We start from the raw sequence: 13,457 nt of genomic DNA, 5'->3' as shown, positions 1-13,457 counted from the left end.
CATTCTGGCGGGGCTGATGACCGGTCGGTCATAGGCCACAGCCCGCGCAGCACCTCGCTCAAGCTGTCTGGCTCCGAGTTTTGCGGCGGATTATCGTGCGGTTTTTATGACTTGGAGCAGTTTGGCCCAAGCGTTTGCTTGTGTATGCTCCGTGCACGTTTCGGGCTCACCATTATAAGAACACTGCCTATGACTCTCAGTCCTGACCTGTTCGGCCCCTCGGCGGCGCCTGCGCAGATCATTCGTAAACGTTACGCAACCGAGATGGCGGTCGAACGCACTCGCCTGCTGTACCAGGGCTCATTGCTGCCGACTTTATTGATGTTGGTGAATGGCCTGGTCTGCGCCTGGTTGCTGTGGAACCCCAAGCAATATCTGTTGGACAGCGTGTGGCTGGTCTGGCTGCTCGCCCTGGTGGCCTTGCGCGTGATCCAAGTCGCCGCGTTTGACTCGGCCATGCCCAGCCGCCAGGCCCAACCGATCTGGCGGCGCATGTTCATGCTCGGCTCGGCGGTCAGTGGCCTGACGTTAGCCACCGCTGCCATCGCGCTGGTGCCGGCGGACAGCTTCATGCAGCAGGCCTGGGTGTTCGGCCTGATCGGTGCGGCAACGCTGTCGGCCAGCGTCGCCTACGCGGTGAGCCTGCCCGCATTCCTGTCCTTTGCCGTGCCGTGTCTGGTGCCGGCCATCCTCTATCTGTTTTGGAACGGCACGGCGCAGCAGCAAGGTTGGGGCGTGCTTGGCCTGATCCTGCTGGGTTCTTTGAGCCTGGTGGCGTGGCAGGTCAACCGCCTGATCCAGCGTGGCCTGCTGCGACGCTTTCAGAACCAGGCGCTGATCGAGCATTTACAGCAGGCGCAGCAGCGCAGCGAGCAGTTGAATCAGGAGCTGGTGCGCGAAGTAGAGCAGCGCCGCCAGGTCGAACAGGACCTGCGCGAGGCCCAGATCGGTCTGCAAGACCGCGTGGCGCAACGCAACCAGGAACTGGACGCCGCCAGCCTGGCCCTGAACAAAAGTGAAGCGCGCCTGGCCATGGCGCTGCAGGCCAGCGAACTGGGGCTGTGGGACTGGAACCTGCAAACCGACGAAGTCCATCACACTCAGCTCAAAGAGTTGTTCGGCCTTGAACCTGAATACGTCACGGCAATGCTCAGCCACCTCAAGCCGCGGCTACACCCCGACGACTTGCCGCTGCTCAAGCGCGCACTGGTGGAGCATCTCAAAGGCCGTACCGAGGACTATCAGGTTGAATACCGCGTGCGCCACGGCGACGGTCACTGGGTCTGGATCGAAGACCGCGGCCGCGCCGTGGAGCGCTCGCCCAGTGGGCGGGTAACGCGCATGCTTGGCACCCGCCGCGACATCAGCGCCGGCAAGGCCCTGGAAGAACAGCAGCGGCTGGCCTCGACCGTGTTCGAGGCGGCCAGCGAAGGCATTGTGATTCTTGACCCGAACTATGCGCTGATCGCCGTCAACCAGGCTTTCAGCCGTGTCACCGGCTTTGAAATCGACGACATGCTCGGCCGCAACGTCGTGGAACTGCCCAGCAGCCGCGACGCCCGTCGTCACTTTCCGGTGATTCGCCAGGCCCTGCTCAGCCACGGTACCTGGCAGGGCGAGCTGGTCGAAACACGCAAGAATGGCGAACTGTACCCCCAATGGCTGCAACTGAACGTGGTGCGCGATGTTCGCGGAAATGTCAGCCATATTGTGGGCTTCTTCGCTGATCTGTCGGCGCGGCGTGAGTCTGAGGAGCGCATGCGCTACCTCACGCACTATGACGAGTTGACGGGCCTGGCCAACCGTTCGCTGTTCCGCGAGCGACTGCGCGAAGCCCATGCGCGTGTGCGTCAGGGCGGGCGTAGCCTGGCGTTGCTGCATATCAACCTGGACCGCTTCAAGTTGCTGAACGACAGCCTGGGCCATGAAGTCGCCGACCAGCTGTTACAGAAAATGGCGCGTCGTCTGATCAACGCGTTGCCCGAGGCTGACACCATTGCGCGTCTGTCCGGCGATGAGTTCGCCGTGCTGTTCGACGCCTACGGCAACCTGTCGAGCCTGGCGCGAGTGGCCACGCGGCTGCTGGCAAAGCTGCGGGTGCCAGTGACGGTAGACGGGCATGAGCTGGTGGTCAGCGCTTCAATGGGTGTCAGCCTGCTGCCGGACAATGCGCGGGAAATTTCCGCGTTGGTCAGTCAGTCGAACATGGCCATGCAACATGCCAAGCACCTGGGCGGCAATAACTTCCAGTTCTACACCGACAGCCTGCAAGCCAGCACGCTTGAGCGTTTGCAGCTGGAGAACCACTTGCGCAAGGCCATCGACGAACGCCAGCTCACGGTGTTCTATCAACCGAAACTGTGCCTGGCCACCGGCAAGCTGAACGCCGCCGAGGCGCTGATTCGCTGGGAGCATCCGCAGTGGGGCATGGTGCCGCCGGGGGACTTTATTGGTCTGGCCGAAGAAACAGGCCTGATCGTGCCGCTGGGCGAATTTGTCTTGCGCCAAGCCTGTTGGCAGGCGTGTGAATGGCAGCGCCAGGGGTTGGCGCCGATTCGGGTGTCGGTGAACCTTTCCGTGCACCAGTTGCGCCAGGGCAAGTTGGTCAGCCTGGTGCGCCAGGTGCTCGAAGAAACCGGCCTTGACCCGCAATACCTCGAATTGGAGCTGACCGAGAGCCAGTTGCTCGACAGCGTCGAGCACATCATTGCCACCTTCCAGCAACTGCGCGACCTGGGCGTGAAGTTGGCCATTGACGACTTTGGCACCGGCTACTCGTCCCTCAGCTACCTCAAGCGTATTCCCGTGGATTACGTGAAGATCGATCAGACGTTTATTCGCGGCCTGGGCCAGGGCCGTGAGGACGCTGCGATTACGCGCGCAATCATCGCCATGGCCCATGGGCTGGCGCTCAAGGTGGTGGCCGAAGGCGTGGAAGATCAGCAGCAGCTGGATTTCCTGAGAGGGGAGCGCTGTGACGAGGTGCAGGGCTATCTGATCAGTCGGCCGGTGGAGGCCGAGGGGCTGGCAGATTTGTTACGCAAAAATGCAGACTTTCCTTAAAGACGGCCAGCCCGCCTGTGTGGCTACACGGCGGCTGCCCGCTGATTCAAAGGGCATCAGGGCGATTTAGTGATGCATCGGACGGGCAAAACGGCAATTCTTGTAGTATAACTACAAGCTTGCTACATCCCTGGCGCCTGCCAATAACAAGAGTCCTGCCCTTTGAACCTGTTGCAACATATCGCCCAGTCGCGCCACCTGTTACGCAAATCGGAACTCAAGGTTGCCGATCACGTGCTGCTTGACCCTGCGGCCGTGATGCACAGTTCCATGGCCGACCTGGCCCACAGCGTGGGTATCAGTGAGCCGACCATCGTGCGTTTTTGCCGCGCCATCGGTTGCTCCGGGTTTCAGGACTTGAAACTCAAGCTGGCCCAGAGCCTGGCGGCGGGTGCGAGCTTTGGGCAATTTGCGATTCACGAAGACGATTCCGTCGCCGACTACAGCCTGAAAATCTTCGACACCACCTTGCACACCCTGATGGAAGTGCGAGAAAAACTCGACCCGGTGGAGTTGCAGAAGGCCGTGACCGCAATGTCCCAGGCCCAGCGCGTCGAATTTTACGGCTTCGGTGCGTCGGGCGCCGTTGCTGCAGACGCCCAGCACAAATTCTTCCGCCTGCTGCTCACTGCAGCGGCTTACAGCGATCCGCACATGCAGGCGATGTCGGCGGTCACGCTGAAGCCGACGGACGTGGCGATCTGCATCTCCCAGTCCGGTCGCTCCAAAGACTTGCTGATCACCGCCAACCTGGTGCGTGAAAGCGGCGCGACGCTGATCACGCTGTGCCCAAGCCAGACGCCATTGGCAGAGCTGTCGACGGTCAACCTGGCGATCGACGTGCACGAAGACACCGAAATCTACACCCCGCTGACCTCGCGCATCGCCCACCTGGTGGTGATTGACGTGCTGGCGATGGGCGTGGCCATGGCGCGCGGCCCGAGCCTGGTCAACCACCTCAAGAGCGTGAAGCGCAGCTTGCGCAGCCTGCGTCTCTCGCCAAAATCGGTCAAAGCCCTCGACGACTGATTCAAGGTCGCACCCGGTCAAAATGTGGGAGCTGGCTTGCCCGTGATAGCGTCACCTCGGTTTAACTGAAAAACCGCGGTGCCTGCATCGCAGGCACGCCAGCTCCCACAGGGAATCTCCTTCAATTCCGGAATATTCATCGTCCTGTAACCCCCACGCCGCCAAACCGTCATCCGCCGCGCCCATCCTGAACTCCCCGTACTCGCATTGGGAGACTCAACATGGCCCGGCAATACGAAGACAGCAGCACCGTCAAAACCCGTCGTCAGCAAGAAGACCAGCGCCGCATGGCGTTTCGTCGCGCAATCGAAGACCGTTGCGAAGAGCGCCAATTGCTCCAGAGCATCACGGACTACCCTGAACTCCACTGGCAGGCACCCGCGGCTGCCCAGCGAAACGCTCAGCCAACGCGCTGATCTGCACCCGCTCGCTGCGGATAAAGCCCAGGAACGCATGGGCCACCGGTGACAGGCGCTTGGCCTTGGCCTGCACCAGGCACCAACTGCGGTACAGCGGCAGTTCTTCCACCGGCAGCTCCTTGAGCCCGCCGGTGGCCAGTTCCAGGTTGATCGCGTGGCGCGTCAGCAGCGCCACGCCCAACCCCGCGCTCACGCATTCACGCTGCGCCTCGGCCGAGGCCACTTCCACTGTTTGGGTGAAGTGCACGCGTTTTTCCTTGAAGTACTCCTCGCAGGCCAGTCGCGTGCCGGAACCCGGCTCGCGCACCAGCAGCGTGTACGGTTCCAGGTCCTGCAGGCGCAGCGGGCCTTGAAGGCTCAAGGGGTGGTCGAGCGGCGCCACGGCGACAATCGGGTTGTTCAGAAACGGCAGAAATTCCAGGCCCATGTCCTGCGGCACCATGGACATGATCACCAAGTCATCACGGTTGTCTGAAAGCCTTCGAATCACTTGAGCGCGATTGACCACCGTCAGGTGCAACTGCACCTCGGGGTGCTGGCGCTTGAAGGCGGCAAACAGGTGCGGCACGAAGTATTTGGCACTGGATTCGATCGCCAGCTTCAGCTGGCCCTGCAGCGAGCCCTGCATGTCCGACAGCTGCATATCGAGGTTTTCCAGGCGCCCGAAAATATCCCGGCTGGCGCGTTGCAAGGCTTCGGCGGCCTCGGTCATGTAGAGCTTTTTGCCGACGTAATCGAACAGCGGCTGGCCGATCAGCTCTTCCAGCTGACGAATTTGTAGGCTTACGGCCGGTTGTGTGAGGGACATTTCCTCGGCGGCACGGCTGTAGGAGCGCAAATCACAGACTTCGTTGAAAATCTGCAACTGGCGTAATGTCATACGCATCAATGACTTACGCATTATTTGAATCCTCTCGCCCCAGGCCGTTCGGCCAACTATAAGTGTTTACTTATACACAACCCAATAATTATTGATTTTTGTTAATCCTCCGTTGCGCCTAGTGTGTGTCTCGCGACTGTCATGAAACATTTGGTCACGCGCCGACCCGGACTCAGCGGGTTGAAGACGCAGCAATCGGCTCAAGGGAATTTCCAAGTGATAAAAAAGATCCTGATCGCCAACCGTGGTGAGATTGCCGTACGAATCGTGCGTGCCTGCGCCGAGATGGGCATTCGCTCGGTCGCGGTTTACTCGGACGCCGACCGCCATGCGTTGCACGTCAAACGTGCCGACGAAGCCCACAGCATTGGTGCCGAGCCTCTGGCCGGCTACCTGAACCCGCGCAAGCTGGTGAACCTGGCCGTGGAAACCGGCTGTGATGCGCTGCACCCCGGCTACGGTTTCCTGTCGGAAAACGCCGAACTGGCAGACATCTGCGCCGAACGCGGGATCAAATTCATCGGCCCATCGGCCGAAGTGATTCGCCGCATGGGCGACAAGACCGAAGCGCGCCGCAGCATGATCAAGGCCGGCGTACCCGTGACGCCCGGCACCGAAGGCAACGTTGCCGACATCGCCGAAGCCCTCACCGAAGGTGACCGCATTGGTTACCCGGTGATGCTCAAGGCCACCTCCGGTGGCGGCGGGCGTGGTATCCGTCGCTGCAACAGCCGCGAAGAACTCGAACAAGCCTTCCCTCGCGTAATTTCCGAAGCCACCAAGGCCTTCGGTTCGGCGGAAGTGTTCCTGGAAAAATGCATCGTCAATCCCAAGCACATCGAAGCGCAGATCCTCGGTGACAGCTTTGGCAACGTGGTGCACCTGTTCGAGCGTGATTGCTCAATCCAGCGCCGCAACCAGAAGCTCATCGAAATCGCTCCAAGTCCGCAGCTGACCCCGGAACAGCGCGCCTACATCGGCGACCTGTCGGTGCGCGCAGCCAAGGCCGTGGGTTACGAGAACGCCGGCACCGTGGAGTTCCTGCTCGCCGAGGGCGAGGTGTACTTCATGGAGATGAACACCCGCGTGCAGGTGGAACACACCATCACCGAGGAAATCACCGGCATCGACATCGTGCGTGAGCAGATCCGCATCGCCTCGGGCCTGCCGCTGTCGGTAAAACAGGAAGACATCCAGCACCGTGGTTTCGCGTTGCAGTTCCGCATCAACGCCGAAGACCCGAAAAACAACTTCTTGCCCAGCTTCGGCAAGATCACCCGTTACTACGCGCCCGGCGGCCCCGGCGTGCGTACCGACACGGCGATCTACACCGGCTACACCATCCCGCCGTTCTACGACTCCATGTGCCTGAAGCTGGTGGTGTGGGCGTTGACCTGGGAAGAAGCCATGGACCGCGGCCTGCGTGCCCTGGACGACATGCGCCTGCAAGGCGTGAAGACCACCGCCGCTTATTACCAGGAAATCCTGCGTAACCCGGAATTCCGCAGCGGCCAGTTCAACACCAGTTTTGTGGAAAGCCATCCTGAGCTGACCAACTACTCGATCAAGCGCAAACCCGAAGAGCTGGCCCTGGCCATCGCCGCCGCCATCGCCGCCCACGCAGGCCTGTGAGGAATATTCCAATGACTAAAAAGATCTTCGTAACCGACACCATCCTGCGCGACGCCCACCAATCGTTGCTGGCGACCCGCATGCGCACCGACGACATGCTGCCGATCTGCGACAAGCTCGACAAAGTCGGCTACTGGTCGCTGGAAGTCTGGGGCGGCGCGACCTTCGACGCCTGTGTACGTTTCCTCAAAGAAGACCCGTGGGAGCGCCTGCGCAAACTGCGCGCCGCATTGCCCAACACGCGCCTGCAAATGCTGTTGCGCGGCCAGAACCTGCTGGGCTACCGCCACTACAGCGACGACGTGGTCAAAGCCTTCGTCGCCAAGGCGGCCGTGAATGGCATCGACGTGTTCCGCATCTTCGACGCCATGAACGACGTGCGTAACCTGCGCGTGGCCATCGAAGCGGTGAAAGCCGCCGGCAAACATGCCCAAGGCACCATCGCCTACACCACCAGCCCGGTGCACACCATTGACGCGTTTGTGGCCCAGGCCAAGCAGATGGAAGCCATGGGCTGCGACTCGGTCGCCATCAAAGACATGGCCGGCCTGCTGACGCCGTACGCCACGGGCGAGCTGGTCAAGGCGCTCAAAGCCGAGCAGAGCCTGCCGATCTTTATCCACTCTCACGACACGGCGGGTTTGGCCGCGATGTGCCAACTCAAGGCCATCGAAAACGGTGCCGACCACATCGACACCGCCATCTCCAGCTTCGCCTGGGGCACCAGCCACCCAGGTACCGAGTCGATGGTTGCCGCCCTCAAAGGCAGCGAGTTCGACACCGGCCTCGACCTGGAGCTGCTGCAGGAAATCGGTCTGTATTTCTACGCCGTGCGTAAGAAATACCACCAGTTCGAAAGCGAATTCACGGCGGTCGACACCCGCGTGCAAGTCAACCAGGTGCCGGGCGGGATGATTTCCAACCTGGCCAACCAGTTGAAAGAGCAGGGCGCGCTCAACCGCATGAGTGAAGTGCTGGCCGAAATCCCGCGCGTGCGTGAAGACCTCGGTTTCCCGCCGCTGGTTACCCCGACCTCGCAGATCGTTGGCACCCAGGCGTTCTTCAACGTGCTGGCTGGCGAGCGCTACAAAACCATCACCAATGAAGTGAAGCTCTACCTGCAAGGCGGCTACGGCAAGGCGCCAGGCACCGTGAATGAAAAACTGCGCCGCCAGGCCATCGGCAGCGAAGAGGTGATCGACCACCGCCCGGCTGACCTGCTCAAGCCGGAAATGACCAAGCTGCGCGGCGAAATCGGCACGTTGGCCAAGTCCGAAGAAGACGTGCTGACCTATGCGATGTTCCCGGACATCGGGCGCAAGTTCCTTGAGGAGCGTGACGCCGGCACCTTGAGCCCGGAAGTGCTGTTGCCGATTCCTGAGGCCGGCGGCGTAGCGCGCGCCGGTGGCGAAGGCGTGCCGACCGAGTTCGTGATCGACGTGCACGGTGAAAGCTACCGCGTCGACATCACCGGGGTTGGCGTCAAGGCCGAAGGCAAGCGCCACTTCTACCTGTCCATCGACGGCATGCCCGAAGAAGTGGTGTTCGAACCGCTCAACGAGTTCGTCAGCAGCGGCGGCAGCAAGCGCAAGCACGCGACCGAGCCGGGCCATGTCAGCACGGCAATGCCGGGCAATATCGTCGACGTGCTGGTCAAGGAAGGCGACGTGGTCAAGGCTGGCCAGGCCGTGCTGATTACCGAAGCCATGAAGATGGAAACCGAAGTGCAGGCCGCGATTGCCGGCAAAGTTTGCGCCGTTCATGTGGCCAAGGGCGACCGGGTCAACCCTGGCGAAATCCTGATTGAAATCGAAGGCTGAATAACAGCCTTCAAGACGACCGCTTAATCCTCGGGGGGGCAGGTGCCCCCCTTTTTTTTCGTCTGAAATAAAGTGTGGGTCAAAAGCCCATGGCCCATTGGCCCATCAACCCCTGATTGCGGCTGTTGCTGCCAACGTCAGCGGTGTAGGTCAGGCCCAGCGTGTGTTGGGCCGACAGTGCAAGGTCGAGACCGGCGCGCAGGCCCAGGCTGTTGCGATCCAGGGCGGTGCCTTTTAGGGTGAAGCCGCTGTCGAAATCATCGCGTTTATCCCATGCCGAAGATTGGCGAACCGTGCTGCTGACGTCGCCATAGAGGTGCTGCCAGCGTGTACTCAAGTGGGGCGTGAGGCTCATCTGATTGCCCAGGGCATACAGGCTCGACAGGCGCAGGCCGAAGGTGCTGCCCAGGTTCTGTTGGGTTTGTTCGCCGACGTTCAGGGCCGTCACGCCACCTTTTTCCGTGAAGCTGTCGCGGTGATAGCGCTGCCAACCGAGACCGGCAAAGGGTTCGATGCTGATTGCGGCACCGCCCAGCTGATAGCCCAACTCGACGAATGCGTTCTGGCTCTGAGCGCTGTACTTGCCCTTGAGTTGGTTGCGCAAGTTGAGGAAATCGACGTCGACGCTGCGTTTATTTCGCCCGTCGTGGTGGCTGTAAATCGCCCCCAGGCGCAGTGCCAGCGGGCCGTCCTGGCGCAGGGCATAGGCGCCCAGGTGCCAGCTTTGCAGTTCGGCCTTGAAACGTTTGGCGTTCAGGTTGCTGCCTGACTTGGCACCCATGACGCCGACGCGCCAGGCGGGGTTCGCCGACCAGTCGGCGCCGACCATCAGGCCTTGTGTGCGTTGCTGCAAACCGGCGCTGCCGCGCTGGTCGTCGAGCTCGCCGCTGTTGCCCAGGCCGTTGAGCCACACCCGAGCGCCTTCGCGTGTCTGGCCGCTCAGCTCGCGGATCGCCGACAGCAGGTTGGCGTTCAGCTGTTTCAGCCTGTCTTGGGTGGCGGTGCCCAGGTTGGCATGCTGGCTGCCCGCCAATTGCTCAAGCACCGCGCCGACGTTGCCTGGCGCCAGGCTGCCCAGGTAACTGCCCAGGTGCTCAAGTGCATCCTGTTCCCGCTTGCCCAGCGCGCCAGACTCCAACAGTTGATCAATGGCGTAATCGAGCATGATCGCCGCCTGTTTACCGTTATGGGTGGTGGCATGCTCGACGAAGTAGAACTCATCGCCAGGCGCGGGAGGCGCGCGGTCGTGCACGGCGGGCTGATCGCCCAGAGGGATCTCGTTAAGCCAGCCGCTGTCGTGCTCCAGGTTCCTCTGCGCTTGTGCAAACGGAGCAGCAGTGACCACCAGCATGAGGGTAAGGGCTATAGCGAACTGTTTTTGTGCAAGTGACATGTAAATCCAGCCTCATGGAATAAGAGGCCGGGAATTTAGCGAGATGACGGGGCGATAACTGTCAGGCTACCGACCCCTGATTCGCGGGAGTTGTCTTTAGTGCTGAGCGATTAAAAACTCATCTGCCATTGGCCGACCAACGCGTGATTGCGGCTGTTGCTGCCCATCTCGCCGGTGTAGCCCAGGCCCAGGCTGTGGCGCGCCGACAAGCCGACGTCCAGCCCGGCTTCGAGTAGCAGGCTGTTGCGGTCCAGGGCGCTGCCTTCGACATTGAACGCCGTGCCGCCGGCCAGGAAAGCCTGACGCGTGCTGCTGTCGACATCGCCGTAGGTGTGCTTCCAGCCGGCGCTGACACGGGGCGTGAGGCTGATGCCGTTGTCCAGTTGGCTGAGGTGCGCCAGGCGCAAACCGAATGTGCTGCTGAAATTGTCCTGGATCTGACCGTCGACATGCAGCGCGGCGGCGCCGCCTTTTTCGTTGTAGCTGTCACGCTGGTAGCGCTGGTAGCCGAGGTTGGCGAATGGCTCGGCACTCAGGTGGCCGCTGCCCATGGCATAACCGAGTTCGGCAAAGGCCTGCTGGCTGTTGGCGTCATAGTCGCCTTTGGGGCGGTCGTTGAAACCGTTGAAGGCCACCGTGCGCTTGCTATCGCCCTGGTGCCCGCTGTAAGCCGCGCCCAGGCGCAAGGCCAGAGGCCCACTCTGGCGCATGGCATAGACGCCGGCGTGCCAGCTGTCGACGTTGCCGTCCACGCCGGAGGTGTCCAGGTCGGTCTTCGAATAACCGCCCAGCAAACCCACGCGCCAGTCGCTGTCGAGGGCCCAATCGGCCCCCAGCACCGTGCCTTTGGTGCGTTGGGTCAGGCCGTTGCTGCCGTGCTCGCCATCGAGCTTGCCGTAGCTGCCGATGCCCTGCAGCCACAGGCGACCGCGCGCGTTCGGGTCATTGAGGTTGCGCGCCTCACTGGGTACGCCGCTGGCGGCGAGCACTGGGGTGTCGCGCTGATCAAGCCCGACCATCAAGCCCGCGCCGCCGCCCAATTGATGCATCGCCGCAAGCATGCTGTTGCCTACTTGGGCGCTGGCGCCGAGGGTGGCGCCCGTGAGGTTGGCAGTGCTGCTGCCGGCCAATTGCTCGATGGCTGCACCTGCCGTGGCGGTGGTGGTGGAGAGCAAGGCGTTATACAGCGGATTGTGAGTGCCCAGGCCTGCCAGGCTGTTGGCCGCGCTGGCGCCGTTGCCGGTACTGGCGAACTGATTGAAAGCAATGTCGTTACGGGTGTACGTGAGGCCGACTTGAGTCGGGCTGTAATCCAGGCTCGGCGTGAGGAATGCATAGTCGCTGGTGACGGTACCGAATTGACCCGTGATGCTGCCGGCTTGCAGCACGGTGTAATGGCTCTGCCATGGGTACGTGCCGCTGGCAGGGTTGATTGCCAGCGTCGCGCCATTGAGGTTGGCCGTGCCGCCGACCTTGAGCGGCGCGCTGCTGCCATCGGCATTCACGCCATAGGCCAGGGTCGCGCCGCTGCCCATGGTCAAGTCGCGGGCGATGGTGGCGGTGCCCAGCGCGGTATTGGTTTGCAGCGTGCCGTTGACCACCAGGCTGCCCACCGAGCCACCCCCGGCGTAAATACCGCCGGCATCGACTGTCACGTTACCGGCAATGCCGCCCTGGTTGATCAGTTTGGCACCGCTGTAAATCTCGCCGCCGTCGCTGAAATCGCCGCTGCCGGTGAGGGTCCAGGTGCCTTGTTTCACGGCCAGCCATTCGACGTTGCGGCTGTCACCGAAACTGCCGCCTGCAGCATCATCCAGGCTCAGTCGGTCGTAGCCGGCGCCGCCATCCACCAGGCCGACAAAGCGGCTGCCATTGAGCAACACCAGCGTGTCATCGCCGCCGCCCAGATCCAGAGCCAGGCCATTGCTGCCGCTGATGGTGCCGCCGTTGATCACGGTGTCGGCAAAGTTGCCGACAAACTTCACGCCAAAGCCATTCAGACCCTCAATGACGCCGTGGTTTTCCAGGGTGGTCGCGGCAACGCCCGGGCCGTCGCTACCGTCGTCCACCAGGATCGCGTTGTTGGCGCCGCTGACCCGCGCACCTTTGGCGTTGTACACATAGCCGCCGCCCAGGGCGATGCCTTCGCTGCCGTTGGCAAAACCATTTTTGTCGACACCGCCGGCACCGATGCCCTGGATGATGCCGTAGTTTTCGATATGCGCGATTTTGTCGATGTCCACGCCATCGCCGTCGCCATCCGGCTGCAAACCGGAGAACGCGCCGGTGATGGTGCCGTGGTTGATCACCGTGCCGTCGCCGTCGGAGCCAAAGCCCGAGCCGTTGCGGCCAATCACCGTGCCGTAGTTGGTCAGCGACGCACCCAGGTCGGTGGTGATGCCATGGCGACCGCCGGAAATCAGGCCGTAGTTGGTCACCGTCACACCGGTGGCGGAGTCGATATCGACGCCGTCGAATTTGTCATCGCGCGAGAACGTGTCGCCGGTCGAGATCTCGCCGTAGTTGGTAATGTTCGCGTTGGCGCCGGTCTTCATGCCGTCACTGGCATCGCCACGAATCAACCCACCGGCGCGGTTGATGATCGTGGTTGTCACGTTGGCGCTGCGGACCGCATCCAGGTCCAGCCCTTGGCCGGTGGCCGAGCGAATGGTGCCGCTGTTGTCGATCAACAAACTGCCGCTGGCAAAATTGCTGTTGATGCGCAGCGCGTCATTGGCGCCCTGGATCACACCGCCCGCGAGGTTGTAGACGCTGTAGTTGCGCGCCCCGGTGAGCGTGCCCGAACTGTCGATAGCGCGCCCGCCGCTGGAGACCAGCTTGCCCGCGTTGGTGATCACCACGCCCGCGCCGCTGGTGCCGTCCTTGAGCGTGACGGCCACGCCGGAGGTGGTGAGGCTGCCCGCCGCTGTGGTGGTCAACGAATCACTGCCGGTCAGGGTTTGCCCCGTGGTGGTGGGCGTGTCGATCTGCACGGTTTTGGTCGGCGCAGGCGCCGCTTCAGCAAGGCCGCTGGCCAATAACGTGATGGCGAGTGCGAGGCGGTGGGGCGACGGGGGCATGGCGGACGACCTTGTTATGGAAACGAGTCGACCTGTATAGCGAAGGGTGGTTGCAGGAATGTGTCGCTGAGATGACAGCAGTGGGCCCGCTGCAGATCAACTGTGGGAGCGAGCAAGCCCGCTCCCACAATGGTTTTGCGT

At 62.1% G+C, this 13,457-nt stretch carries 8 protein-coding genes; 5 read left to right on the top strand and 3 right to left on the bottom strand.

Going from position 1 to position 13,457, the window contains the following annotated elements:
• Nucleotides 1-189: 189 nt before the first annotated feature.
• The 3 genes from AB5I78_RS29045 (at nucleotide 190) to AB5I78_RS29035 (ending at nucleotide 4,508) form a co-directional block, all read left to right on the top strand.
• Complete coding sequence (locus AB5I78_RS29045; protein WP_242201224.1) at nucleotides 190-3,063, top strand: GGDEF domain-containing phosphodiesterase; 2,874 nt, start codon at nucleotides 190-192, stop codon at nucleotides 3,061-3,063.
• 162 nt (nucleotides 3,064-3,225) lie between these two features.
• Complete coding sequence (gene hexR, locus AB5I78_RS29040) at nucleotides 3,226-4,092, top strand: transcriptional regulator HexR (RefSeq protein ID WP_010168370.1); 867 nt, start codon at nucleotides 3,226-3,228, stop codon at nucleotides 4,090-4,092.
• Between the two features lie 221 nt (nucleotides 4,093-4,313).
• Nucleotides 4,314-4,508: a PA3496 family putative envelope integrity protein gene (locus tag AB5I78_RS29035; RefSeq protein WP_145158291.1), complete on the top strand. Its 195-nt coding sequence runs from the start codon at nucleotides 4,314-4,316 to the stop codon at nucleotides 4,506-4,508.
• Here the strand turns inward: AB5I78_RS29035 and AB5I78_RS29030 are convergent.
• A complete protein-coding gene (locus AB5I78_RS29030) occupies nucleotides 4,438-5,412 on the bottom strand; it encodes a LysR family transcriptional regulator (protein ID WP_145158288.1) in 975 nt (324 codons plus the stop codon). The two genes, AB5I78_RS29035 and AB5I78_RS29030, sit on opposite strands and share 71 nt — an antisense overlap.
• Nucleotides 5,413-5,607: 195 nt before the next feature.
• On the opposite strand from AB5I78_RS29030, the gene AB5I78_RS29025 reads away from it, so the two are divergent.
• Both AB5I78_RS29025 and oadA read left to right on the top strand, forming a co-directional pair.
• Entirely contained in the window at nucleotides 5,608-7,023 is a 1,416-nt protein-coding gene (locus AB5I78_RS29025; RefSeq protein WP_003213442.1) for an acetyl-CoA carboxylase biotin carboxylase subunit, read from the top strand.
• A gap of 11 nt (nucleotides 7,024-7,034) precedes the next feature.
• Nucleotides 7,035-8,843 (top strand): sodium-extruding oxaloacetate decarboxylase subunit alpha, encoded by a 1,809-nt coding sequence (gene oadA / locus AB5I78_RS29020; protein WP_369302813.1) that lies wholly within the window; start codon nucleotides 7,035-7,037, stop codon nucleotides 8,841-8,843.
• A gap of 79 nt (nucleotides 8,844-8,922) precedes the next feature.
• Here the strand turns inward: oadA and AB5I78_RS29015 are convergent, their stop codons facing one another.
• Nucleotides 8,923-10,236 (bottom strand): autotransporter domain-containing protein, encoded by a 1,314-nt coding sequence (locus AB5I78_RS29015; RefSeq protein WP_369302814.1) that lies wholly within the window; start codon nucleotides 10,234-10,236, stop codon nucleotides 8,923-8,925.
• 110 nt (nucleotides 10,237-10,346) lie between these two features.
• On the bottom strand, nucleotides 10,347-13,316 hold the full coding sequence (locus AB5I78_RS29010; protein WP_369302815.1) for an autotransporter domain-containing protein: 2,970 nt from the start codon (nucleotides 13,314-13,316) through the stop codon (nucleotides 10,347-10,349).
• Between the last annotated feature and the right edge of the window lie 141 nt (nucleotides 13,317-13,457).

It is taken from the genome of Pseudomonas sp. N2-3-1-14 (assembly GCF_041228395.1).
GTDB lineage: Bacteria > Pseudomonadota > Gammaproteobacteria > Pseudomonadales > Pseudomonadaceae > Aquipseudomonas.
Note: the sequence above shows the minus strand (reverse complement) of the source record. Positions and strands in the feature narration are given on the sequence as shown.